Genomic DNA, 23847 nt, shown 5'->3' with positions numbered 1-23847 from the left:
AAGGGACCGGTCCATCAACACCCCCAACAAAAACCGACACCCATATCCCCCCGCCCCCCGATCTCTCCTGCAATAACAATGGATCTCGCCCAGTACCGCCGGATCAACAACATCATCGAACGCGACAGCGCCGACGCGACCTACAAGTACGCCCTCCTCCGGGGCGTCATCGAGGTCTGCCAGCAGTCCTCGCACCTGCGGGAGGACGACGGCGATCAGGTCTCGTTTCCCCTCGGGCTGCTCGTCGAGAAGTGGCTGCTCTACTACTACCCGATCTTTGCAGCCCCGGCGTTCATCCCGCAGAAGAACGGGGAGACGCCTGACCAGGAGACCGGCAGGGCCGTCTCGTTCCGGAAGCACTTCATGCCGGTCATCGACTACTACCGGGACCGGGGCGGGATCTCGGTCTTCTACAACGACTATGCCCGCGGCACCATGCCGGCCGAGGTCCGGCCCGCGTTCCGGACGCTCGCCAAAGCAATCCGCAAGACCATAACGGAGATGCCGATGAAGCACCTCGGCTACTCGCAGTCGAAGGAGCACTACTCGGTCTTCGACTACGACCGGCCGCTCTACCGGCTCTCCGGCGACAGCCCCCTCGACCGGGCCTCCCTGATCGAGAACTCCGGCCGGTTCTCCCTCTCCCGCGACCTCTGCACGGTCTTCGAGCACTTCGGAGGCTTCATCTCCGGGGAGGAGTGCCTCCTGAAGAAGTGGGCCGAGTTCACCGCGGCCGCCGACAGGACAGGCACCGTCACCGAGGAGTGCATGCTCTCGTTGCTCACGAAGACCCCGACGACCGAACGGGCGATCGCGGATGCAAGGAACATCTACCGGTCAGTCTTTGCGGAGGAAGGGACGCTCGCCTGCGTCTGGTCGGGGAAGCCCATTCGCTCGCCGGAGGCGATGCATATCGACCACGTCCTCCCGTTCTCGGTCTGGAAGAACAACGACCTCTGGAACCTCCTTCCCGCCCTCGACTCCGTCAACGCCAAAAAACGCGACCGCATCCCCGACCCCGCGCTCCTCAAGTCCCGGCGGGAGTGCATCATCGGCTACTGGGACCTCCTCCATGACCACGCCCCTCGCCCGTTCGAGCGGGAGATCGCGGTCTCGCTCCTCGGCCTGGAGGCACCGAAGAGCGACTGGCAGGACCGGGCGTTTGAGCACCTCACCGAGAAATGCGCCTACCTCATCCACGTCCGGGGGTACGAAGCATGGGTGATATAGGCTGTCCCTTCTGCAACCCATCTCCCGAAGACATCATCCTGGAGAACAACCTCTGCTACGCCCGCTACGATAAGTACCCGGCGAACCCCGGCCACCTCCTCCTCATCCCCTTCCGCCATGTCGCGGACTTCTTCGACGCGACCGACGCGGAAGAGATCGCCCTCCTCGCCCTCGTCCGGGAGGCGAAAACCCTCCTCGACGGCCGGTTCCGTCCCGACGGCTACAACGTCGGCGTGAACGTCGGGGAGGCCGCCGGCCAGACGGTGATGCACCTGCACGTCCACCTCATCCCCCGGTACGCCGGGGACGTGGAAGACCCCCGGGGCGGGGTGCGGGGGGCAGTCCCGGAGAAGAGGGTGTATTGAGGAGCTGAGCGGAGATACCGGGAGGAATTTCACCACATCAAAAGGCAGATAGAGTGTTCAGCAGGATCCGATCGAGAGGCTGCCCAACCTGGATTCAAGGGGAAGCGAGAGCAGCAAAGATGTTGAGGAGAAGCGCCTTCAGTCATCGTGGTCGTCCGGCCCTCCAGTATCATGGATAGCATCACTATCTCCAATCATTCTCCAATAGTGACTCTAAAATATTAATTCACAGGCGCCCGATGTGCCATTCCAGGTAGTATATTTGGAATCAATTCTCCAATAGACACCAATCATTTCTCCAATCAACAGTAGCCGGGTATAACATCCAACGCAGTGTCCACCCAATCGTCTCCCAGGGTCCTCCATCAGAAACGGTCTTCAGGATCATGAGTGAGCACCCATTTCGCACTCCGTGTCATCCCGATAGCCCTGATTGTCTTCTCCTTACGCATCTCCTGAAGTAGATCCTTGATGAACTGGCGCTTTTGCTCCTCGCTCAAAGCATCGGAAACCTTGTCCAGCAACAGTTTTTCAATCTCAACTTTCCTTGCCTCATGATACGTCCGGAGGTACGCCACCACCATATCCTTGAAATATGCCCTGTCAAACGACCTGTTTCGTATATATTCAGCCTGCGTATCGGTCTTGGCTGCCACGCTCTCAGAAACATACAGGTTCGGGTGCCGTCCCTCGATAAAGTTCTTCTTCCGCAGGAACTCCCGTTCCTCTTTCGGGATAGGATAACCCTTCTGTACCTTATCGAGAGCGATTACATCCATCAATGTAAGATCCTTGCGCTCGATCAGCATCCGGGTATACCGCTCGTCGATCAGCCGGCCGGGAATCGTGACCCGCACCACACTTTCCTCGTCGAGATCATAGTCCGGCATCGGGAAGTTGCGGTCCCGCTGTATTCTAAACATCCGCTTGATCCCGCTGCCGATGGTATCGATCATGTTCAACTCGACCATGGCGCCGGCAAGGAAGGGGTTTCGATACTGATCCGACGGCATATCCCGTTCAATCACGCTCATGACTGTTCCGACAATAAACGTACACCTGAAAAACATCTACGAAAGCGGCGAGTTGACCCGTGATGCAACTATTAGAAAATATCTAACAGTTCAAATCGAGGGTGATCGTGAAGTTTGACGGGCTGTATTCGGAGTGTCCGCTTCCTGATATCAATGTCGGAAATACTGCCGAAGATCTGTATATCCGGATATCTGCCGGCTTATCCGTACTTGATGGGTACTTGATCCCGACCCATGGGATCACCTGCATTCGGTTTCCGATAAACGTTGTCGACGATAGAACAAGGGCATCGTTCTTCTCCTCAAGCCGGATGGTGAAGTCGTAGGCCTCGTCTCTCCAGACGTTACGCAGATCCGGACGTCGAATCTTTCCTATGTCATGATCCCATCACATAACGGCAGAGAGGGGAGGTTTTGTGCATTCCACGCACTAAATCCGTTTAAAATTATTCTGGACCGGTATTATGATCCCACTATGATCTTAACATGATCCCATTGATCCCATCGCGATCCGGCTCTGAGTTCTTGCTATCGCTCTCTCGTTACGTACGTCTGCGAGTGGCCCACGGCCAGCCCGGTCGTTCCCTCTTTGCGAGAATGCCGATCTGAACCATCGCCGTCGTCGAGAGTCAGGAACCTCTCCCCGCAGAGGAGCATCACCCCAACAGGTTCTCTGAGCACTCTCTGCAGCGATCTAATCAGTTCCGCAATCTCGTGCAATGTACCCTGATGTTCGGAGCTCCCCACCTAATGTTCGGAGCTCCCCACCTAATGTTCGGATCTCCCCACCTAATGTTCGGAGCTCGGCTTCGACCAAATCGCCCCGGCCACCTCCTCCTCATCCCCTTCCGCCACGTCGCGGACTTCTTCGACGCGACCGATGCGGAACACGCCGCCCTCCTCGCCCTCGTCCGGGAGGCGAAAACCCTCCTCGACGACCGGTTCCACCCCGACGGCTACAACATCGGCGTGAACGTGAGAAAAGCCGCCGGCCAGACGGTGATGCACCTGCACGTCCACGTCATCCCGCGGTATGCCGGCGACGTCGAAGACCCCCGGGGCGGGGTCAGGGGGGCAGTCCCGGAGAAGAGGGTGTATTGAAAGAAGAAAAAGATTGTAGAACCCATCACCAAAAATCCGCGAGCGTCGTCACTCGTGAGGGCGGGTGCTGCATCCTCGCAAAGTGCGGGGAGAGGCCGCCGGGGGATTCGACCGGGATCGCCCCGCACGAGACAAGGTGCTGATACCCGGCTACGGCCTTTGCGTCCGAACAGTCAGGCTCCAGGACGTAGACCGGTCGTCCCTGCCGGAACGCCGTCTCCGCCTGCCGGACGGAACCCCCGGATTTGCCGGTCTCGATGACGACCACACCGTCGGAGAGGCCGCTCGTGATGCGGTTCCTCTCAAGGAACCTGCCTTTGTGCATCCCCGCAAGGTGTGTGATTTCACCGAGCAGCGAACCCGAACCGGCGATGCTCGCGGCAAGAGTCCGGTTTTCCCCCGGAACAACAACCGTGACGTCGCCCGGCAGGACCGCCACCGTCTCGCCTCCGCAGTCGATCGCGGCCGTATGAGCGCAGGCATCCGTCCCGAGAGCAAGCCCGCTCACGACCACGTAACCGAGGCGAACCAGAAGATCCACCGTCTCCCGGGCTCTCTCGATACCCGCCCGGGAGATCGTTCTCGTGCCGACGACGGCAACCGCCGGCTTTGCGAGGGTCTCCTCGCGGCCCACCTGGTAGAGGAGAAAAGGGGGATCCCGAATCCCCAGAAGCCTCCCCGGGTATCCGGCATCAAAGACCGGCAGAATCCGGACGCCTTTCTGCCTGTAGCCCGTAAGCGTATCGATATAGAACGCAAGAAGACCTTTCTCCCGGATCTCCTCCGCCCGTGCGATGAGCGGGCCGGGATAGGCCCGACGGGGCTTCGCACCCGGCTCGAAGGTATCAGCGTAGAGGTCGCGGAGAACCGCCGGGTCACGGAAGTATTCGGCGTACCCCTGCCGCTTCAGGGCCTGATTGTCGTTGAGGGCGGCAAGAAAAGCAATCTCCCTGATAGAAAGGTTATCCATTGTAACTCCCGAGAATTTCCAGGTGCTTTCGGTTGACCATTCTCCCGAGGACAAGCGACCAGACCTCACCTGCACCATGCGCCCGCAACACCGCGGCGCACTCCCGCTTTGTCGCCCCGGTGATGCAGGTATCGTCGATCAGGAGAACCGACTCGCCATTGAACCGGTACCGACATCCAACATTCCCTGCGATCTCCTTCTCCTTTTCGAGGTGATCAGAGATACTATGCATTGGGCGATATACTTTACTCTTATACAGGGCGTCCAGATATCGCATCCCATAGCGGGATGCGACGCCTTCTGCCAGGAGCGCCGGGGGACTGTAGCCTCCGGAGCCTGTACCCCGCATAACCGGAACGACAATATCAAACTCCCGGAAGTCCGGGTACTGGTGATCGATCGCATAGAAGAGACATTCCAGGAGCTGCGGGACAAGGGTTTCGTCCGTCTTCAGCCTCCGGATCTCGCTGCTGAGAACGTCATCAGGAAATTCTTCCTCAAAAAGGTATTTTCCGAACGCCCGGACACGGACAGGAGGGTCGTCTCTATCCGGCCTGTTTCTGCATGCCGCACAGTAGGGGAAAGTATCTGCAAAACAGTCAGGGATGGGATTACCGCATACCTGACAATATGGGGGATAGAGGATCTCAAGTTCCATTCCATCGGATCGGAAAAACGTTCTTTTCATATTTCATCCTCCTGAACGTTCCGGGGTGACGATCCATCCCCTTTACAGCAATATCGGGACGGCTCATTATATACCTGCGGCCTGCGGCCCGAAAGTGCACGCGAGAAGAGGGGCAACCATCAACGGAAGCGATCTCCCGGAGAATAACCTTGATACGGTCCGTAGGACGGTTGCAAGGACGATCCAGAAGACCTACCGCTGGCTACCCGTGCCGGTGCGGGAGCTCGATGCCGGTCGGGTCTCACCCGACATTTACACCGGGGGCGTGGCGGACCCCCGGGCCGGGGTGCGATCCCGGCGAAGAGGTGTACTGAGGGAACTGATCAGGAAACCAGGAGCACAAGGGATATCACAATCCCCGACCGTGATGCGTACAGGGTAACAGCACGATGCGTCCGGGGTTCCGGATCAACGGGTATGGGCGGGGAAAGAATGAAAGAGACTGCATAAAGATGATCGAAGCGGACGGGTGGTACCTGGTGGCGACCCGGGGCAGTCACCGGCAGTATAAGCATCCGTCCAAGGTGGGCCGTATCACCATCGCCGGGCATCCGGCAGATGTTCTTGCTCCGGGAACGCTGAACAGCGTGCTCAAACAGGCAGGACTTAACATGAGGGATGAATAATGTATCGATTTCTTGTCATCGTCGAACAGACCGACGGCAACTACTCGGCATACTCCCCGGACCTCGCCGTCGGTGCGTGGCCACCGAAACGACCCGTGAAGAAGCGGAAGAGCGGATGCACGAGGCGATCGAACTCCACATCGAGGGGCTCCAGGAGGACGGGTTCCCGGTTCCCCGGTCGCGGTCATCAGCCATCTACGTAGCGGTCAATCGAGGGTGACCGCCCTCCGGCACCCGAACAATAGAACAAGGGGCTGGCCCCCGGTTCAGCGCAAGTGCGGGGAGACGGCCGCCCGGTCCTCGACCACGTCACGGGTGGCATCTTCCTCGCTGGACGAATCCGAACACTCTCCGGTCAATCCAATGCAACCGTTCCCGTCGGGCAATCAATCGCGCAGACAGTGCCTGCGCAATTCGCCCGGTTTGCTCTCCGGTCCTCCCCCAGAACTCACCACCCTATCCTTCACGAACCGGGATCTCGACCCCCTGCTCTTCTAAAACCTTCCTCAACCGCACCGCCAGCACGCCGTTTCGGAGGGCGGCCGCCGCACCCTCGTCCGTGACCTCCGCGGGAAGGTTCACGACCCGGGTCATCTCGCCGGACAGCCGCTCCCTGACGGCGTAGCCTTCCCGTTCTTCCTCCCTCTGTCGGACGGTGATCCGCAACGCCATTGGGCCGGTGAGCCGTATCGTGACGTCGCCGCTCGCCACCCCCGGGAGGTCGGCGACGACCGCGACCTCATCCTCGAGGTCCCGGATATCGACCGGGATCCCCGCACCCCGGACCACGGAGATCATCCGCTGCCCGGGCGCCGCAATCATCTCGTGGAGCCGCCGGTGCATCCCGCACATCTCCGGGCCGAACGCCCTCCGAATCGGGCACGAGAATTCTTTCTGTTCCATACTCTCAACTCCTCCAGGTGTCGTGCAGCCTACACGCTCCCGCTCATATAAGTTCTGGGGTCTCCTCCTGGAACCATCGAGAAGGGGTCTCATCTCAGATTCCCTGACACGTATTCACGGGCGCCGCATGAACAACCTTTTCCCAATCACTCCCAACATTTCAGCATTCTGCCCGGAGAGCAGGCGGGGAGTTGCGAGAGCGTATGGAGGAGTTCACCGTCGAGGAAGTCGTCGGCTTCCAGGTCGAGATCATCCGGGCCAGCAGCGTCAAGACCGGGGTCTCGAAGGGCGGCTGCTCAACCCCGGAAACCTCGACTTCGTCATCGCCGTCGGCAACCATATTCCCGACCCGTTCGAGAGGGCCGCGTTTATGCTCCATGGTATTGCAGCAGGGCATTCGTTCAGGGAAATAAGCGGATCGCGTTTCTGCTCGCAGCTCTCATACTGAAGAGGACCCCGGAACGGTACATCATCGCAAGCTCCGATGCGGAGAACAATGCCGTTGTACGGGACGTTTCCGGGGGCAAAAAGACCCGAAAGGACGTTCTCGACTGGCTGCACGCGGTTGTAAAAAGAGGTCGATGAATTATTCAGCAAGGAGGTCGAGCGTCTTTTTGTGCCGCTCGATGAGCATCCTGAAGTCTTCCTGCACTGAGGGGCGGGGCTCTTCAGGGTTCGGCATATCGGACGGGCCGACGGAAGAAGGAGCGGTCGAATCCCGCGGGAGGCTGTAGGAAGACCCGGGTTCCGCAACGTTCTCCTTCCCGGTTCTCCGGCTCCCAGGCTCCATCTTCCACTCCTCCCATATCGATCGCTTTCCAGCGTTGTGAATTTGGCGCTCCACCGGTATTAATGTTAGGCCCGGCGGATGCAGTCTCAAGTCCCGGAGGGTGTTGTTCGCGTTCGGCACCGCCCGGCATGCTCAAGCAGGTAGTTCGCATCGCCCTCACAGAGCCATACTTATATGGACAAATTGTAAGTGGAATTTACAATTTGTCCAGCCGGGTACAGGGAACGTCCGGCGGGAGGCGGAGGAGAAGAGAGAATGAGCGCCCGGTCCTGGATGGAACTACCCGACGGTGCATGCCGCCTCGATATCCGCGAGGCCGTAGACGAGGAACCCCTCCTCGCGGAGCCGGTCTTTCCCCTTGATATCTCCGGCGACAAGGCAGAAGCGCTCGCTGGTGTAGGTATCGTGCCGGACATGCTCCGCTTTCTGAGAGAGGCGCGTGAGCACGCCACGGGCCTCCCTCTCCGTAAGGCTCCCCCACTTGCACTCCCCAAAGACAATGCTCGCGTCGCTCTCCCGGACAGCGACGAGATCGATCTCCTCGCCGCGGTACCACCATCGCCCGGTAGTATACCCCGGGAGGACTTTTCTGGCGAACTCGCTCCGCACGAAGACCTCGAACTGTTTGCCGAAGTAGGGGTTCATATCGACGGCATCGACCGAATGGTTCTCCGTCTCGATCGCCTGCCGGTGCGAAAAGACGAAGTTGTACCAGAAGTCGAAGATGCAGTCCTTGATCCGGTACAGCCCCTGCCGCCGGCTGCCAAAGAGGGGCAACTCCTTCTCGATGATCCCGAGCCGCGTCATCGCCTCGAGGTAGGGGTAGAGATGGCGGGCGTCCATGCCGCAGAACTGGGCGATGGTGCCCGGTGCCGTATTGCCGACGGCGATGGCATTGAGGATTGCCTGGTAGGTCTTGAGTTCCCGAAACTCCTGCGAGAGGAGGAAGTAAGGCTCCCGATAAAAGTAGCCATACTTATTGAAGAACTCCCGCTCGACGAACGTGGCATAGTCGGGGTGATCCCCGGCCTTGAGGAGGTACTCGGGGATGCCCCCGAGGGTCAGGTGGGCCTTGAGAGCATCCCGAAAGGAGAACGAGGGGAGGAACGTTCGTGCGTCGCAGAACTGGAGCGGACCAAGAAGCATGTCCCGGGTCCGCCGCCCGTAGAGAGGTGAGGTGTAGGAGAGCGCACTATCCGCCATCAGGCCAAGCATCGACCCGGAGAGGAGAATACACCAGTTCGATCCGGCAAGGGCGGTGTCCCAGGCTTTCTGGAGCGCGGAGAGGACGGCCGGGTCATTCTTGATCAGGTAGGTGAACTCGTCGATGACGAGGTAGCGGCGCTCGGCGAGCGGTATCCGGGCGAGGTAGGTGAAAAGCTGGTCCCAGGTCGTGATCTCGAGTGTTGCAAGGAGCGGGTCAGAGAAGAACCGGGCTACCTCCTCCTGCAGCCGCCGGATCTGGATCTGCGGTGCGGTGTCCTCGGCAAAGTGGAGGATACCTTCTTTCCCGCGGATGAACTCGGTGACCAGCCGCGTCTTGCCGATCCGGCGCCGCCCATAGAGGATGATCAGCCTGCCGCCGTCCTTTCGCCACTCTTCCTCGAGGAGGGCACGCTCGGTCTCGCGGTCGATGAACTCCCTAATCATGATTATTACTAATCTGGATTAGTAATAATGGCTTCGCCCGGGGGCAGAGGCGCTGCAAATTATGTGCCCCGCCCCTTCACTCCGGGGGCACTTCGTATCCTGCCGGGCCGTCGTCGGGGGAGGGGACGGTGTAGAAGAGCATCTTGAACCCATCCTCGCCCGAACCGGGTAGGACTCTCCGGCATCAAGGCGATGAAGACCTCGACCGGGACCCTGCCTGTGCCGCTGGCGGTCAATTGACAGGGGCCGGAGAGGTGCCGGCACCACTCCCGGGTCCGGGCGGATCACCGGACAACGAGCGTCGAGACCGGCGCATGCTCCACCACAAAGGAGCTGACGCTCCCAAGGAGGAGCCGGGATATCTTTCCATGGCCGCGGGAACCGATCACGACGACATCGGCACTCACATCCGTTGCGGCCTGGACAACCTCGTGCCGCGGGTCACCCCGGCGCCAGTGCAGCCGGATCTGCACCCCGTGCTCATCCGTCAGGTCCCGGATCTTTTTCTCGATGAACTCACGTTCCTGCTTCTCGATCCGTCGCTCCAGCTCGGGCTCGGGGTCAAGCCCTCTGGTAGCGGCATGCGGGGGGATCGCCACCGGGATCCGGATCGTCTCGCCCGTACCGTGGACATAGACCGCATGAAACTCGCTATCGGCAGCGAACCATTCAACCGCTCGCGCTACTGCCAGCCCGGCTGTGCTGGACCCGTCAAACGCTATGAGGATTCTTGGGGTCATTGCGATCAAGCCCCCCGTTGGAAACAATCGCATAAAGAGGTGATCCACAACCATATCCCCCGGACAGGGTAGAACGGGTGGCGCGCCCCCTGTAGCCCGGATGACCGCTCCCTTCTTCACCTCCCGTCCCCCACCCTCCACTATGCCCAACGACCCCGAGATCATCAGGGCGGCCATCCGAAAGGCGCATGAACTCGGCGCAGACGTAGCGGGCACCGTGGCGGCAAAGAGGCTCGTCGACTGCCCCTCGGCCGTCGCGGAGAAACGCCCGGGCTCGCAGGACCGCGGCACCTACATCGTCCTCGGCCTCTCTCACGACCCGGAGCACCCCGAGCTCGACCTCTGGGAGCCGGGCCGGGGGACGCCCGGCGACCGGATCCTCGGGAATACCGGCAAAAACCTCGCCCGCTGGCTGCAGGACGAGTACGGAGTCAGCGCCCGCCTCATCCCCTACCAGCTCCATGACGGCGGGATCTACCTCAAAGACGCAGCCTGCATGGCGGGGATCGGGAGGATGGGGAGAAACAACCTCGTCATCGTCCCGGGCTACGGGCCGAAAGTCCGGTTCCGGGCGGTCTGGGCCGACCTGAACCACCCCGAAGAACCATCACCAGAGGGAGAAGCTCCCTGCGCCGGCTGCGAGGGGTACTGCACCCGCGCCTGCCCGATGGACGCCTTCCCCACCTGCAGGTTCAGCCGGGAGCGGTGCCTGGCGCGGATGAACGCCGACAAGAACTCCGGGAGGAAACGGATCGACCACTGCCGGGCCTGCGAACTCGCCTGCCCCGCCGGAAGATAGATCGCCAGGGAAAACGCTCCAGGAGAGCATGATCCGGGTGGAACCGGACGCAACAGGAGATACCATGAACGTGCTCGTGAGAACCGCGGACGGGGTTGAAGAAGTCAGGGAAGTCGACTCCGAATGGATCATCCCCGGCGACGTCCTGGACGACGGCTCGGTCGTCCTCGAACTCTGGGACGAACTCTCCGACGACGACTACCTGGCGATCGGGCTGTACGACTGAGCGGCGAGGCCGCGGTGCGGCAAGCGCCGCTCCTCACATAACCGGCGAGAACCGACCGGTCGCGTATCGCGGACGAAGCGCGACAGGGTAACGGTTACGGCACATCCTTGCTGCAGAACCCGGAAAAGGTCTCTCCGTCCGGCCTTACTCATGCTCTCCCGGGAGAGACCGCGCTTCGCCGGAGAGGACGGACAGGTATCCTTCGATGACGTCCGGACAACCTCATCGGGCACAGTTGCATACCCGTGAACCAGACGATTCCTGAACGCGAGGAACCGGGACGCATCGGAGATCCGAAGAACCGGCTCCCGCCGTCAAAGACCTTCTTCCTCGATCCCGCTGATCGCACGGGAGATCTCGGCAAAGACCAGATCCTCGTCCACCTCGATCTCCGCCCAGCGGTCGGCATCGACGAAATAGAGGTAGGGCGTGACCGGACCCCCGAGAATCTGGCCAGCGGCGCGGCGGTAGATGGTCATCTGGATCGCATACTCCCCGGCGTCCCCCGGCGTCCCGGTCTTGTAATCGATGAGCATCCAGGTGCCGTTTTGCCGCTGCACCAGCCGGTCGATGACCCCCCTGAACGCAAACCCGTTCACCCGGGCCGAAAACGGCACCTCGCGGTGGTCGCGGACGATCCCCCGCATCAGGGGCGATGCAAGGAACCGGACGTAGAGTTCCTGGTACTCCGCAGCCCCGGCAGGGTCCAGCCCGTACCGCCGCAGCACCGCGGCGGGATCGCGGCCGCGGAAGACCTCGTGGACGACCAGACCGCGGGTCAGCGCGTCATCCGCGGTCGATCGGGACTCCGCCGGGCCACGGAGGTACGCCTCAAGCTCGCTTGCCGAGTAGACCCGCTCCTTCTTCCCATTGGAAGGAATGCCCACCGGGACGGGCGCCGCGGGGACGTCGTCGGGCACCGGCAGGCAGACCGGGGCGGTCTCCTGCACGTCGACCGGGATCGCCGCGGGGTCGAGGGTGAGCGGGATGCGGAGCGTCCCGAGGACGGCTTCGCCCCGGGCGTAGACCTCATCGCAGAGCCCCAGGCAGTGCGCGAGCCAGGCCATCCGGGTCTTGCCGTCCGCGAGGCTCTCCGGGACCGCGTTCGGCATCTCCCCGCAGAGGATCAGGTGATCCTCTGCCCGGGTGACCGCGACGTAGAAGAGGCGTTTACGCTCCGCCTCCCCCTTCTGCCGGTATTCGTCCTTGAGGAGCCGGAGGACGGGCGTCTCCTCGCGCTCGTGATCGTCTGCCGGGTTCGGTATCGAAACCCCGAGCAGCAGCCCCTCCTCTACCATGATCGTGCCCCCGCCGGACCGCGGTGTCTCCGCGAGGTCGGGAACGACGACGACCGGGAACTCGAGCCCCTTCGCGGCATGCACCGTCATGATCGAGACAGCGTCCGCGGATGCGAGGTCGAGGGGGGCATCGCCTTCCCGCTCTGCGTCGTCGATGGAGCGGCCGAGTTCCGCGACAAACCCTGGAAGCGTGGCGCAGTCGGCATCCCTTGCGAGGGCGATCAGTTTCTCAACGTTCGCCGCGGCCTGCTCGCCCCCGGCTATCCCGCCGAAGACGAGATAGATCCCTGAGGTCTCGACAATCCGGCGGAGGAGGCGGGCAGGCGGGAGCCTGCGGGAAAGCGAGAGCCAGTCGCGGAGGGTTGCCGCCGCCGGCTCCTCCGCCGCCTGCAGCCGCTCCCAGAGAGAACTCCCCGCAGCCCGGGCAATATGAAAGAGCCGGGCGTCGGAGAACCCGAAATAGGGCGACCGGAGCACGCCGTAGAGGGCCGCGTCGTCCAGGTCGTTTACAAGGAACCGGAGGATATTGTAGAGGTCGTAGACCTCCTGGCGCTCGTAGAATCCGAGCCCCGCGTGGACGTTGTAGGGAACGCCGTAGCGGGCGAGCGCCCATTCGTAGTAGGCGAGGTTCGTCCGCCGCTCGAGGAGAACAGCAACGTCGCCGTAGCCTGCCGGCCGGGCTTCCCCGTCGCGGCAGACCGGTTTCTCCCCCCGCTCGACAAGGGAGCGGATCTTACGTGCAACCATCTCCGCCTCGGTCCGGCGGCCGGCCGCCCGGTCTCTGATCTTTGGGGAGAGAAGGAGTTCGACCGAGCCGGCATCGTCTCGGCGGAACGCATGCAGCGGTTCGTAGAGGAACTCCCAGGGACGGCCGGCCTCCGCCATCAGGGCGGAAAAGACGGCATTCGTGAACTCGACGACCTCAGGAGTGCTCCGGAAGTTGACGTCGAGCGCGATCGTCTCCCCGCCGAGATCACGCTCGATCAGGTCACGGGTATGCCCAAACTGCGTCACGTCGGCCTCCCGGAAGAGGTAGATGGACTGTTTCGGGTCGCCGACGACAAAGAGGTTCGCGGAATTGCCGAGGATGGCGCGGATGATGGCGATCTGGACGGGATCGGTGTCCTGGAACTCGTCGACCAGGATATACCGGAACCGGCTCCGAAAGTGCGCCGCAACGATATCCTCCCGGTCGCAAAAGAGCCGGTGGGTGCGGTTCACCAGATCGTCGAAGTCGAGGGCGTTGTGTCGCCGTTTCTCGGCATCGACCGCGCCAAGAAAGACCGAGAAGACTGTAGCGAGGTCGTGGAGGAAGTCGAGCGTCGCCCGGGTGAAGGGGTCGGACGCATCAAGGGTGAGGGAGCAGGCGTCTCCGTGGTCTTTGAGGCACTGGTCGAGAACGCCGTAGGCCTCTCGGAGGTTTTTGAGGTCGTCCCCTGTCCAGTTCTTCTTCTGTCCCATGTTCCTGCGGAAACGTGACTCGTCGTGAACCCCGGCAAGTTCGGCGACCGCGATCTCACCGACGAGACAGGGCTCGATCGCCCGGAGGTAGGCTCCGGCGGTGTCCCGCTCGTCCGGGTAGCGGGCACCAAGGTCCCGGAGGGTTGCGATTGCGTCGCCTGCCCGGGCGAAGAACTCCCCGGACGCCGCCTCCCGGTGCCGCTCCACGGCCGCCCGCCAGGCGTCAAGCACCCTCTCCTCGCTCTCCGCGAGCGCGGCAAAGAACGCTTCCGCAGCCCCGCGGCGGGAGTACAGCGCCTCGAGGTAGTTCTTCAGTTCGTAGGCTCCGACAGCCCGGAGAGCGCCGATCACCGCGTCCCGGCACGCCGCGGGCGGATCGCCGTGGATGAGATCGTCGATCGCCTCCTCACGGAGCCGGAACGCCTCCCGCTCGTCAAGGACGGCGAAGGACGGCCCCACGGCGGCCTCAATGGGGAACTCCCGGAGAACCGAGGCGCAGAAGGAGTGGAAAGTCGAGATCTTCGCCCACAGAAACTCGTCGCGGATCGCGTCCCACCGCTCGCCCTCCTTCTCCGCGATCGCCTGGCGGACCCGGACTTTCATCTCGCCGGCCGCCTTCTCGGTGAAGGTCAGCGCGAGGATGTTGTCGACGCCGACACCGGACTCAAGCAGGCTGAGGTACTTCTGCACCAGGACGTGCGTCTTCCCCGTCCCCGCACCGGCGGTGACGCACGTACTCCTCGAGTGGTCGAGCGCGACCCGCGCCTGGCGTTCAGTCAGTCCCATCGGGAATCACCTCCGCGTTAAGCAGCCGCAGGGCGTCAAACCGGCAGACGGTCTTGAACCCGCAGTAGGGCGGGCAGGAACGCGTGTCCGACCGGGGCGGGAAGCATCCGGCGCGTATCCTGGAAAGATACCGCTGCGTCCAGGCGAGAGCGGTCTTCACCACCTCGCGGACATCCTCGACGCTACTCCGTTGCGAGGCGGGGAAGCAGGCGAAACAGTCCTTTAGCCCCGCGTCCCAGAAGACCGGTTTGTTCGTGACTTCTCCGCGCCGGAGGGTGTAGTAGGTGCCCGCGACTCCCTCCATCCCGGTCAGCCTCTCGACCGCCAGGAGGTAGAGGGGGAGCTGGAGCGCCCTGCCCGCTTCGATATCCTTGAGCCGGATGTGCGACGACCCAGTCTTGTAGTCGGTGATGATGAACCGGCCCTCGGGCAGCACGTCGACCCGGTCGACCCTGCCCCGCAGGCGGATGGTCTCGGTGCCGAGCGGGATCGCGACCGCATCGGGCGTCGAGATCGCATCGACCTCCCCCGGCACCAGCGGGAGGCCGAACGAGACCTCGAAGGCGTGCGGGACGAAACGGGAGGCCGCGACCTCGGTCTCGTGCTGGAGGAACCGCTCGAGGAGACCCTTGCCCGCCGCAGGCGACCCGAGGAGGTGCTCTTTATCCGCGACCCAGGCTGGGGTTTCGAACGCGAACCGGTCGGTCTCCTCCCGGCCGGCTTCAAGAAGCCGCCGGAGGGCGTCCGCGTAGCAGGCCCCGGTGACCGGGCCGTTGCCGTCGCACGTCCAGCCGGAGTAGAACCGGTAGGCGATTCGGTGGACGAGGGCCCCCCGTTCCTGCGCCGTCAGGTCGGGATCTGCCTCGGGCAGCGGCGCAAGACCGAGAACCCGCTCCAGGTAGAACCGGAACGGGCAGTCACCGTAGGTTTCGAGCGCCGTCGGGGAGAAGACCGCACCGTCGCCGAACCGTTCGGCGAGCGCCGCGACGATTGTCGGGTCGTCCCCGAGCATGCCGTCGTAGGGGGAGTCGTAACCGGCTCTTCGGTGGTAGTTCTCGATGTTGAGACGGCGAACGGCCTCGCGGACAGAGAGCCCCGGTGGCATCCGGTCCGGCGTTTCCCGCCGGGCGAGGAGGGCACCGGCCCGTCGGGCTGCCGCGAGCCCGGAGTCCGGGAAGTCGCCGCTCCCCCACGTCTCCGGGGAAAATACTTCACGAACGGCGTCCACGAACCCGGAGCCGATCACCGGTGTTGCCCCGTCAGTCGCAGGGTAGCTCAGGTAGACCCCGGAACGGCCGGAGAGCAGGGCGGCAGTGAAGTAGTAGCGCTCCTCCCGGAGGATATCCTCTCGCGACCGCGTTCCAAGGCGGCGGGTCTCGGCATCGGTGGTGAACGGGAGCCGGGTGGTCAGGCGCGGCATCACGCCCTCGACGAGGTTGCCGATGAAGAGATAGGGGATGGCGAGGTGCGCAACCTCCCGGACGCCGACAACCCAAACGCCGCCGTTGTTCCGGCGACCGGCTGTCCGGGTTTCGCCGGCAACCTGTTCGAGCAGGGAGGAGAACTCCGCAAGGGATATCTCCGCATCCGGCAGCAGCCGGGCGAAGCGCTCGAACGCCGCGATGATATCGATGAACTCCCCGAGAACCCGTGCCTCGTCATCGAGGAGATCGGGATCGCCGTTCTCTGGCATAACCGGAGCCTGCCACCGCTCAAGGAGTGAGCGGTAAGCTGCGGTATGGTCGGCAATCGTCTTCGTTCCTTCGAGTGCCGAGAGATCGGCGAAGAGCATCCTGATGGTGTCCCGTGCCGACTCAATCGAGGCCGCCTTTGCTGCGAGCCGGGATTTCACGAGTTCCGGGATATCCGGCCGTTCCCGCTCCTCTTCGACGGCGCGAGCGAGGACGGTGAGCCGCTCGTCCCAATGCCCGGCGGTTATCCGGGCTTCACGGGAGAGGAGATCGAGTTCGCAGCCGCAGGTGACCGGCAGGTAGGGAGAGGTCACGAGAGCGACGACATCCGCTCGCCGGTAACCGTGGGCAGGAACCGCGGCGATGTCAAGCAGTGCCCGGACGAGCGGTGATGCAGAGAGCGGCAGGCCGTCGGACGCGGCGTACGGGATCCCGAAGTCGGGGAAGACCTCCTCCACGTAAGGCAACACCGATGCAAAGTCGGGGAACGCGACTGCGATCTCGTCCGGCCGCACGTCGGCGGCGACCAGATCACGGATCTCCTGTGCGATAGCCCGGACCTCGTCGAGCCGGTCACGCCGTTCTGCGAGGCGGACGCAGCCGCCGCAGTCGACAGGCTCGGACCGGGAGAATTGGGCGGCGAGGCGGGAGCGGCGAGTGTCCGGGGCATCCCCGGAGATGACCGTATCCGGGAGCAGCCACTCACCGTCGTCGGCAAAAACCGCCGGGTTTCCATCGTATGGGATCGAGTAATGAAATTCCTCTGCAGACTCCCGTAGGGCAAAAAGCAGGTCGCGTTCAAGCGGCATCGGCTCGAAGAGGCCGTAGACGAAGACCGTCCGGAGGGGGCAGAGATGATGACTGCCGCCTGCCCGCGGCATCGGTTCGAAGAGACCGTAGATATAGACCGTCCGGAACCACCCCGTATCGGAGAGCATCCGGACCACACGAGCAAAGAGCGTGCTCTCGTCGACAAGGTCGTGTTCGTCGAGGAACCGGCGGTAGGCGTCGAAGAGGCGAGCGATCTCGACACATTTGGCGGTCGCGAGATCGCCGAGGGCGGCCGGGTAGTTGACCTTCCGCATGAGGATGACTTCAAAAAGGGTTGCGAGTTCGTTGATCGCCCCGGTGCCGGAGAGGAGTGGGTATCTGCCGGAGGCGAGGAGGCGGGTGAGGATGAGCCGGGACTCGGTCCCGGAGATCAGCGTCTCCGACGTTGCACGGTCGAGGAAGATCTTCCGGGCGAACCCCGAGAGGGTCGTGACCGTGTCGGCGACGACCGGGGCACCCTCTTCCCCGAGGCGGCGGACGATCTCCCGCGCAAGATGAGAGGTCGGGACAATGAAGACGGTGCCGAACGGGTCGCGGGCGGCGACTTTCCGGAACTCCGCGATGAACGCTTCGAGGCCCTCTCCGGGTAACTGGCGGTACAGAACGGCGGGGGACATCCGGTGTTCTCTCCTGAGAAGAGGTTTGGGGTGGAGGAGGGATGAGTGTTGTTATTTGGGTTGGCACAAACCGGAACTGTCTTTGGTGAAAGTGACCTGAAACAACATCATGAATAGAACCGACCGTTACCGTGGCTGCCTGCTCGGCCTCGCTACAGGCGACGCCCTCGGGGTATCTGCCGAGTTCCGGCCGCCCGGGACGTTTGAGCCCGTCACTGGTATGGCCGGCGGCGGGTACCATGATCTCAGGCCGGGAGAGTGGACTGACGACACCTCCCTCGCCCTCTGCCTCGCCGAAAGCCTGATCGAGAAGCGGGGGTTTGACCCTATCGACCAGCTGGAGCGCTACGTGCGCTGGTACCGGGAGGGGCACCTCTCCAGCACGGGAAGATGCTTTGATATCGGGACGACGACGCGAGTGGCGCTTGAACGCTTTATGCTCTCCCGGGAGCCCTTCCCGGGGCTGACTGACGAGCGGTCGGCAGGCAACGGATCCCTGATGCGGCTCTGTCCGGTGCCGATGTTCTACGCTGCAGACCCGGCCCGGGCGATCGAACTCTCCGGCGAGAGTTCGCGAACCACCCACGCGCTGCCGGTGGTCGTCGACGCCTGCCGGTTCTTCGGGGGGCTGATCGTCGGTGCCCTCACCGGTGCGCCTAAGGAAGCTCTCCTCTCGCCGAGGTACTCTCCGGTCACGCGATACTGGGAGGAGCACCCGCTCGCCGACGAGATCAATGCCGTCGCGGCGGGGTCATACCTCCGCAAGGAGCCGCCAGAGATCCGGGGGCGCGGGTATGTCGTGGGGTCGCTTGAGGCGGCGCTCTGGGCTTTTAGCCGGAGCAGCACGTTTGGAGAAGGCTGTCTTCTCGCGGTGAACCTCGGGGAAGACGCCGATACCACCGCGGCGATCTACGGGCAACTTGCCGGGGCATACTACGGGGCGTCCGCGATCCCGCAGGCGTGGCTGGAGTGCCTCGCTAAGCGGGACTTCATCGAGTCGTATGCTGATAGATTGATGCGGTGCAGTGACGCCTGCGTCGAGCAGTTGTGCGGCACCGATGACCCACGACGGAACCACTGAACGCCCATGGACACGAACTTCTGCCGCCACTACACCGGCGACGGCACACCACCGTCGAACCGCTCCTGCCGGGTCTGCCCGAAGGTCGTCTGCGACCGGCTGTGGCGACGGGTCCTCGACCTTGCGGAGTCAAACGGCGGGGACCCGGTCCCGCTCCCACCGACACGGGCAGTGCTCTTCCCGAACCCGAAGAACCCGGACTTCGTCCGGCTGCAGGTCAACTGCCGGTGGGGTCTCCCGAAAGAGGACTTCCTGCACTACATCGCCACCGGCCACGCGGGGATGGGGCGGCGAGGGCAGCGAAGCGACCCCCATGCATCCCCGAGCTGCACCCGGCAGGAGCCCTACGTGCAGGCGATCGTCGAACTGCTCGGCGGTATGGATATCCCGGAGATCCGGGCGGTGCGGGAGGTGCAGAGGCGTGGGTGAGCCGCACCCTCACCCCCATCCGAACCCGTACGCCAGCACGCCGACCAGAACGACCATGATGCCGTTTCGGAGCACCGTCGAGACGAGCATGATCTCCGTTCCCGTCCGCATCCCGAATATCGCGACGTAAGAAGAACCGAGCCAGCGGATGCTCCGCGTCACGCTGGTGAGGACGTTCCCGACGAGGAGGGTGAGGACGATCTGCTGCCAGGTCATATCCCCCGCAGCGAGCAGGGCGCCCGCGACGCTCGCACCCGCGACAAAACTGCCGAACTGGGTGGCGATGATGGCAAACCCCTCCGGGGGCACGGGGAATAGCCCTCCCGCGCCCTGCATCATCACGGCAAGCCGGTCGAAGACCCCGGCGTTGATGAGGAACGCGACGACGACTATGGTAGGGATGGTGATCGAGAGCAGGCGCGTGAGCGTCTTTTTTGAGGACGGCCACGCCGTCCGGAACGCCTCCCGGAGCGTGATGGGCGGCTCCTCCGCCGGGATGACCGGTATGCACGGGGTGGGAGTGAGGATGGCCCGGCCGAAAAGCATGATGGCCGCAGTCTTTGCGAGGCCGACGAGCATCAGCAGGCCGAAGTAGATGAGGCCGGGGATGCCGAGGAGCGGGACGTAAAACGGGAGGAGATAGCGCCAGTGCATGACGACCGTCGGAAACGAGTTCATGACGGCAGCGATGACGAGTTCCCTGCGGGAGATGAGTTCCTTTGTATGGTAATCCATCAGCATGGCATTCGCGGCAGGGGGAGAGACGAAGGCCATGAGGAAACTCGTGCCGCACTCCTCCCGCAGGCGGGCGAACGAGGTGAGCGGCCGCGAGAGGGCCGCAATCCGCCCGGCAATCTTCAGGGCGACGAGCACCTCGGCGAGGAAGACCCCGGCGACCATCATCGGGACGACCTCGCCGAGCAGGCCGGCAGCGAGTGTCACCGTCTGAATGATACCGTCGTACATGGCTTCCTCCGGGGGGCCGCTATGCCCCGATAATATGAAAAACCTGTGTTTGCGGTCTAATAAATAATTGGATTCTTGTCTTAAAATTCCACCAAATATGATCTAGAACAATATTTGTAGCACCCGGGTGCAGGGGTGCCGCTAGGGACACCATGCCCCTGGCCGGGACTCGCGACCGCGATTGCGTGGAGATGAACTCCACGCACTGCCGCCGATCTCCGGAGCTCAGAAGTTCTCCTCGACCATCCAGTCCATCCACTGGACCGACCGGAGCTCCTTCGCCGTCGCTTCATCGACGCCGTAAACTTGCTGATAGAAGCTGATCGTCCATTCACCGACGTTAATGTCCGCGAACCTCTCAGGGTATGCGGCCTTTGCAATCACCATCGCCTCGATCGGGTATTCCAGCCGCTTTGCCCAGTTGTAGGGCGTCCACGGCAGAGCGTAGACCCGGTGGTTCCTGACCGCAGAAAGCTCCTGCAGGTTCTGGTAATACGGGGCGGTATACAGCTCCTCCGCCGGGTGGTAGCCCTGTGCGGTCGGGAGAACTATCACATCTGGATCGAGCGCAAGAACCTGCTCGGTCGAGATGACAACGAACGCTCCGGTGCCCTCATACGCGTTCTTCGCGTTCGCTATCTCCTCGATGAAATAAGACTCGATTGTATCGCCGCCCCAAGCCATCCCGGCACCGCCGCCCTGCCGGGCCCGCGGCGAGAGGCCGAACTGCATCATCCGCGGTTTTTCACTCTCAGGAATGTCTTTCGTGTGCTCCCGAATCACGGCGATCTCCCCCTCGAGATAGGACGCAAGCGCATCAGCATCCTCCTGCCGTGCAAAGACCTCGCCGACGAGCCGGATCTCTTCGCCGACATTGTCCACGGTCGGGCGTTCCTGATACGGCGGGCCGACAAGAACGACAAGCGGGATGCCCAGCGAGTCAATCGTCTGGATCGTTTTTTCAAGGTTCTCGTCGGATCCCGCGCTGAACGCCCATGCCCCGGCACGGAGGAAGACGACATCCGGCTCGAGGGAAGCAAGCGTCTCGTAGTTGATCGCCGTCCCGCTCGTAACCAGCACCGGGAGGTCGGCAAGATCGGGTGCGAGATACCTGACCGGATTCATGCCGTTTTGGTACTCATACGTCCCGCCATCTGTCGCCTCGAAGGTGTAATTGTAGTCCTTAATCCATTCGCCGCCGAGCCCGACAACCCGATCCTGCATCCCGAACCGGTACATGATGCCTTCAACGAACCCATCGTCGATGCAGACGACCCGATCGATCGTCGCCGGAATCTCCACTGTCCGCCCGCGCATATCGGTGATCGTCCTTAGCCCGGACGGGTCACCCGCCGGTTCGCCGGCGGTCGTTCCCGTGCACCCGCAGAAGAGGATCGCACAGAACAGGCAGACAAAAAGCAGGGCGGCCCCTCCGCCACAGCAACTACGTTTCATAACTAGGAATTGAATAAGTAATATATAAAATTGGATTATTTGTATCAAAGAAAATTATAATGAGAATTAATAACATCAAATATTACTATTTTATATATTATTGCTACTAAGATGACGGTGTCCACGCCGGCCGGGCGGGAGGATACCGCATGACAGAGTCAACAGGCTTCAGACAACTCCTCATCAACCTGGGTTACGATCCCGTCGACGGATTCGGAGATGGGAGAAAGATCGCTGTTCTCGCAGCTCTTGCCCTTCTCCTTTTTATAACGGCCTGCATCGCCGTCGTCATGGGAGCGTACAACATCACGATCACCGATGTCTACCGGACAATCCTCGTCCATCTCACGTTCGGCGACATAACCGCTCTGCCGAAACTCCACAATACGATCATCTGGGATATCCGCGTACCGCGGATCATCCTTGCCATCTCGGTCGGTGGTGCGCTTGCCATCGCAGGCGCCGTCTTTCAGGGCGTCTTCAGAAATCCGCTTGTCGAACCGTACATCCTCGGTGTCTCGTCGGGAGCAGCCTTCGGTGCGGCTCTCGGGATCGTCTTTCCGGCTATCTTCTTCTCGATCCAGTTCTTCGCGTTCGTTTTCGGCGCTCTCGCAGTCACCCTTGCCTACATCCTCGCTCGCGTCCGCGGTGAGACTCCCACCATCACCCTCATCCTCGCCGGCGTGATCATCGGGTCGATATTTGCCGCCCTCGTTTCGCTCCTCAAGTACACCGCAAACGACACGGCACTCAGAGAGATCGTCTTCTGGCTGATGGGAGGGTTCTACTACGCGACCTGGAACGACGTCCTCCTCCTCACCCCCGCGGTCATCGTGAGCTTCGTCGTCCTCTGGGCGCTCGGGTGGAAACTCAACATCCTCTCAATGGGCGACGAGGAAGCCCGGACACTCGGAGTGAATCCCGAAAAGTACAAGTTCGTGGTCATCGCGTTCGCCACTGCCATCACCGCATTCGCTGTTTCACTCGTCGGGATCATCGCGTGGGTCGGGCTCATGATGCCCCACGCCTCCAGGATGATCCTCGGGCCCGATAACCGGTTCGTCATCCCGGCATCGCTGATGATGGGCGGGTGCTACCTGATCCTCTGCGACACGCTCGCCCGGACGCTGACGACGGCCGAGATCCCGGTCGGGATTCTGACTTCCATTCTTGGAGCCCCCTACCTCTGCTACCTGCTCCGCAATAAGGGCAGGGCTGTCTTCGGGTGATTACCATGCTGCAGGTTCAGGATATCCATTTCAAATACGGGGATTTCCCCGTCCTTTCGGGAGTCTCTTTCTCCGTCGGAGAGGGTGAACTCTGCGGTCTTTTCGGCCCGAACGGGTCGGGAAAAACAACGCTTTTCAAGTGTTGCCTGCGCTTTTTGCGCGCCGAAAAAGGCACTGTGCGGATATGCGGCGAGGATACTTCGGCACACTCGGTCGAACAGCTCGCAAAGGTCATCGCCTACGTGCCGCAGGAGCACAAACCGCCCTTCCCCTACCTTGTACGGGAGGTCGTCCTCATGGGCAGGACGCCGCACCTTGGGGGGTTCTTCGGGGTGAAGAGGCGCGACAAGGAGATCGCAATGAACGCGCTCGCCGCGCTCGACATCACCGAATTCGCCGACCGGCCGTACAACCAGCTCTCGGGCGGCCAGCGGCAGATGGTCCTGATGGCCCGCGCCATCGCACAGGACACGCCGATACTCTTCCTGGATGAGCCGACGAGCGCCCTCGATTTTCAGAACCAGATGAGGATCTGGAAGATCATGCGCGATGTCGCCGAGGATGGCAAGACCCTCCTCGCCTGCAGCCACGATCCGAACCATGTTGCCTGGTTCTGCGACCGGGTCGTGGTGGTTGGAGAGGGGGCCGTCGTGGCCGAGGGGGAACCGGCGGACGTGATCTCCGAGAGCGTTCTCGAGAAGATCTACCGGGACGCATGTGCCGTCCGGTCGTTCGAGGGCATGCGGATGGTGATGCCCCGCTGCGTTGCGGAGCGATGTGCTACCGGGAGGTCGGCCGTGCCGCAATACGAGAATCCTACCGCAGTGATGAGAGTCAGTGCGGATGCAGAATCATAACATTGTCGCGATTACGGAGAACAC

The 23847-nt window shown here is 62.4% G+C and carries 23 protein-coding genes; 11 read left to right on the top strand and 12 right to left on the bottom strand.

The window, feature by feature from the left end:
- Positions 1–78 precede the first annotated feature (78 nt).
- The gene (locus FGW20_RS07570) at positions 79–1230 is read left to right on the top strand and encodes a DUF8808 domain-containing protein (protein WP_301677479.1); all 1152 of its coding nucleotides are present in this window, start codon (positions 79–81) and stop codon (positions 1228–1230) included.
- Positions 1218–1595 carry an HIT family protein gene (locus FGW20_RS07565; protein WP_301677478.1) on the top strand — a complete coding sequence of 126 codons (378 nt, stop codon included), beginning with the start codon at positions 1218–1220 and terminating at the stop codon, positions 1593–1595. Before FGW20_RS07570 ends, FGW20_RS07565 begins: the two co-directional genes overlap by 13 nt.
- Before the next feature lie 365 nt (positions 1596–1960).
- Here FGW20_RS07565 and FGW20_RS07560 read toward each other — a convergent pair whose 3' ends face one another.
- Entirely contained in the window at positions 1961–2629 is a 669-nt protein-coding gene (locus FGW20_RS07560) for an ATP-binding protein (RefSeq protein ID WP_301677477.1), read from the bottom strand.
- Positions 2630–3421: 792 nt separating this feature from the next.
- On the opposite strand from FGW20_RS07560, the gene FGW20_RS07555 reads away from it, so the two are divergent.
- Positions 3422–3730 (top strand): HIT family protein, encoded by a 309-nt coding sequence (locus FGW20_RS07555; protein ID WP_301677476.1) that lies wholly within the window; start codon positions 3422–3424, stop codon positions 3728–3730.
- Between the two features lie 25 nt (positions 3731–3755).
- Here the strand turns inward: FGW20_RS07555 and FGW20_RS07550 are convergent, their stop codons facing one another.
- Together FGW20_RS07550 and FGW20_RS07545 are read right to left on the bottom strand one after the other, a co-directional pair.
- Entirely contained in the window at positions 3756–4700 is a 945-nt protein-coding gene (locus FGW20_RS07550) for a DNA-processing protein DprA (RefSeq protein ID WP_011844329.1), read from the bottom strand.
- On the bottom strand, positions 4693–5358 hold the full coding sequence (locus tag FGW20_RS07545) for a ComF family protein (RefSeq protein ID WP_048113504.1): 666 nt from the start codon (positions 5356–5358) through the stop codon (positions 4693–4695). Before FGW20_RS07545 ends, FGW20_RS07550 begins: the two co-directional genes overlap by 8 nt.
- Positions 5359–5777: 419 nt before the next feature.
- Here FGW20_RS07545 and FGW20_RS07540 point away from each other — a divergent pair, with 419 nt between their 5' ends.
- Entirely contained in the window at positions 5778–6014 is a 237-nt protein-coding gene (locus FGW20_RS07540; protein WP_301677475.1) for a type II toxin-antitoxin system HicA family toxin, read from the top strand.
- 76 nt (positions 6015–6090) lie between these two features.
- Positions 6091–6234 (top strand): type II toxin-antitoxin system HicB family antitoxin, encoded by a 144-nt coding sequence (locus tag FGW20_RS07535; RefSeq protein ID WP_367617928.1) that lies wholly within the window; start codon positions 6091–6093, stop codon positions 6232–6234.
- A 236-nt stretch (positions 6235–6470) separates the two neighbouring features.
- Here the strand turns inward: FGW20_RS07535 and FGW20_RS07530 are convergent, their stop codons facing one another.
- The 5 genes from FGW20_RS07530 to FGW20_RS07510 all read right to left on the bottom strand — a co-directional run bounded on the left by FGW20_RS07530 (position 6471) and on the right by FGW20_RS07510 (position 10097).
- The gene (locus tag FGW20_RS07530) at positions 6471–6917 is read right to left on the bottom strand and encodes an Hsp20/alpha crystallin family protein (RefSeq protein WP_301677474.1); all 447 of its coding nucleotides are present in this window, start codon (positions 6915–6917) and stop codon (positions 6471–6473) included.
- Positions 6918–7077: 160 nt separating this feature from the next.
- Positions 7078–7296 carry a hypothetical protein gene (locus tag FGW20_RS07525; RefSeq protein WP_301677473.1) on the bottom strand — a complete coding sequence of 73 codons (219 nt, stop codon included), beginning with the start codon at positions 7294–7296 and terminating at the stop codon, positions 7078–7080.
- 207 nt (positions 7297–7503) lie between these two features.
- Entirely contained in the window at positions 7504–7707 is a 204-nt protein-coding gene (locus FGW20_RS07520) for a hypothetical protein (protein ID WP_048113481.1), read from the bottom strand.
- Between the two features lie 279 nt (positions 7708–7986).
- Positions 7987–9357 (bottom strand): ATP-binding protein, encoded by a 1371-nt coding sequence (locus FGW20_RS07515; RefSeq protein ID WP_301677472.1) that lies wholly within the window; start codon positions 9355–9357, stop codon positions 7987–7989.
- A 284-nt stretch (positions 9358–9641) separates the two neighbouring features.
- Complete coding sequence (locus FGW20_RS07510; RefSeq protein ID WP_301677471.1) at positions 9642–10097, bottom strand: universal stress protein; 456 nt, start codon at positions 10095–10097, stop codon at positions 9642–9644.
- A gap of 142 nt (positions 10098–10239) precedes the next feature.
- Here FGW20_RS07510 and FGW20_RS07505 point away from each other — a divergent pair, with 142 nt between their 5' ends.
- Positions 10240–10896, top strand: coding sequence for a hypothetical protein (locus FGW20_RS07505; protein WP_301677470.1), 657 nt, complete (start codon positions 10240–10242; stop codon positions 10894–10896).
- A 28-nt stretch (positions 10897–10924) separates the two neighbouring features.
- Positions 10925–11122 carry a hypothetical protein gene (locus FGW20_RS07500; protein WP_301677469.1) on the top strand — a complete coding sequence of 66 codons (198 nt, stop codon included), beginning with the start codon at positions 10925–10927 and terminating at the stop codon, positions 11120–11122.
- 314 nt (positions 11123–11436) lie between these two features.
- Here FGW20_RS07500 and FGW20_RS07495 read toward each other — a convergent pair whose 3' ends face one another.
- Together FGW20_RS07495 and FGW20_RS07490 are read right to left on the bottom strand one after the other, a co-directional pair.
- Complete coding sequence (locus tag FGW20_RS07495) at positions 11437–14667, bottom strand: UvrD-helicase domain-containing protein (RefSeq protein WP_301677468.1); 3231 nt, start codon at positions 14665–14667, stop codon at positions 11437–11439.
- A complete protein-coding gene (locus FGW20_RS07490; protein ID WP_301677467.1) occupies positions 14654–17806 on the bottom strand; it encodes a PD-(D/E)XK nuclease family protein in 3153 nt (1050 codons plus the stop codon). Before FGW20_RS07490 ends, FGW20_RS07495 begins: the two co-directional genes overlap by 14 nt.
- A gap of 109 nt (positions 17807–17915) precedes the next feature.
- On the opposite strand from FGW20_RS07490, the gene FGW20_RS07485 reads away from it, so the two are divergent.
- Together FGW20_RS07485 and FGW20_RS07480 are read left to right on the top strand one after the other, a co-directional pair.
- Entirely contained in the window at positions 17916–18887 is a 972-nt protein-coding gene (locus FGW20_RS07485; RefSeq protein WP_301677466.1) for an ADP-ribosylglycohydrolase family protein, read from the top strand.
- Between the two features lie 6 nt (positions 18888–18893).
- Positions 18894–19316 (top strand): hypothetical protein, encoded by a 423-nt coding sequence (locus FGW20_RS07480; protein WP_301677465.1) that lies wholly within the window; start codon positions 18894–18896, stop codon positions 19314–19316.
- Positions 19317–19325: 9 nt separating this feature from the next.
- Here FGW20_RS07480 and FGW20_RS07475 read toward each other — a convergent pair whose 3' ends face one another.
- Positions 19326–20282 (bottom strand): nucleoside recognition protein, encoded by a 957-nt coding sequence (locus FGW20_RS07475; RefSeq protein WP_301677464.1) that lies wholly within the window; start codon positions 20280–20282, stop codon positions 19326–19328.
- A gap of 225 nt (positions 20283–20507) precedes the next feature.
- Complete coding sequence (locus FGW20_RS07470) at positions 20508–21737, bottom strand: ABC transporter substrate-binding protein (RefSeq protein ID WP_301677463.1); 1230 nt, start codon at positions 21735–21737, stop codon at positions 20508–20510.
- Positions 21738–21886: 149 nt separating this feature from the next.
- On the opposite strand from FGW20_RS07470, the gene FGW20_RS07465 reads away from it, so the two are divergent.
- A complete protein-coding gene (locus FGW20_RS07465; protein WP_301677462.1) occupies positions 21887–22966 on the top strand; it encodes a FecCD family ABC transporter permease in 1080 nt (359 codons plus the stop codon).
- Between the two features lie 5 nt (positions 22967–22971).
- On the top strand, positions 22972–23823 hold the full coding sequence (locus tag FGW20_RS07460; RefSeq protein ID WP_301677461.1) for an ABC transporter ATP-binding protein: 852 nt from the start codon (positions 22972–22974) through the stop codon (positions 23821–23823).
- The last annotated feature ends 24 nt before the right edge of the window (positions 23824–23847 follow it).

Source organism: Methanoculleus methanifontis, from assembly GCF_030464365.1.
GTDB lineage: Archaea > Halobacteriota > Methanomicrobia > Methanomicrobiales > Methanoculleaceae > Methanoculleus > Methanoculleus methanifontis.
This window is presented reverse-complemented; position numbering and strand designations above follow the sequence as displayed.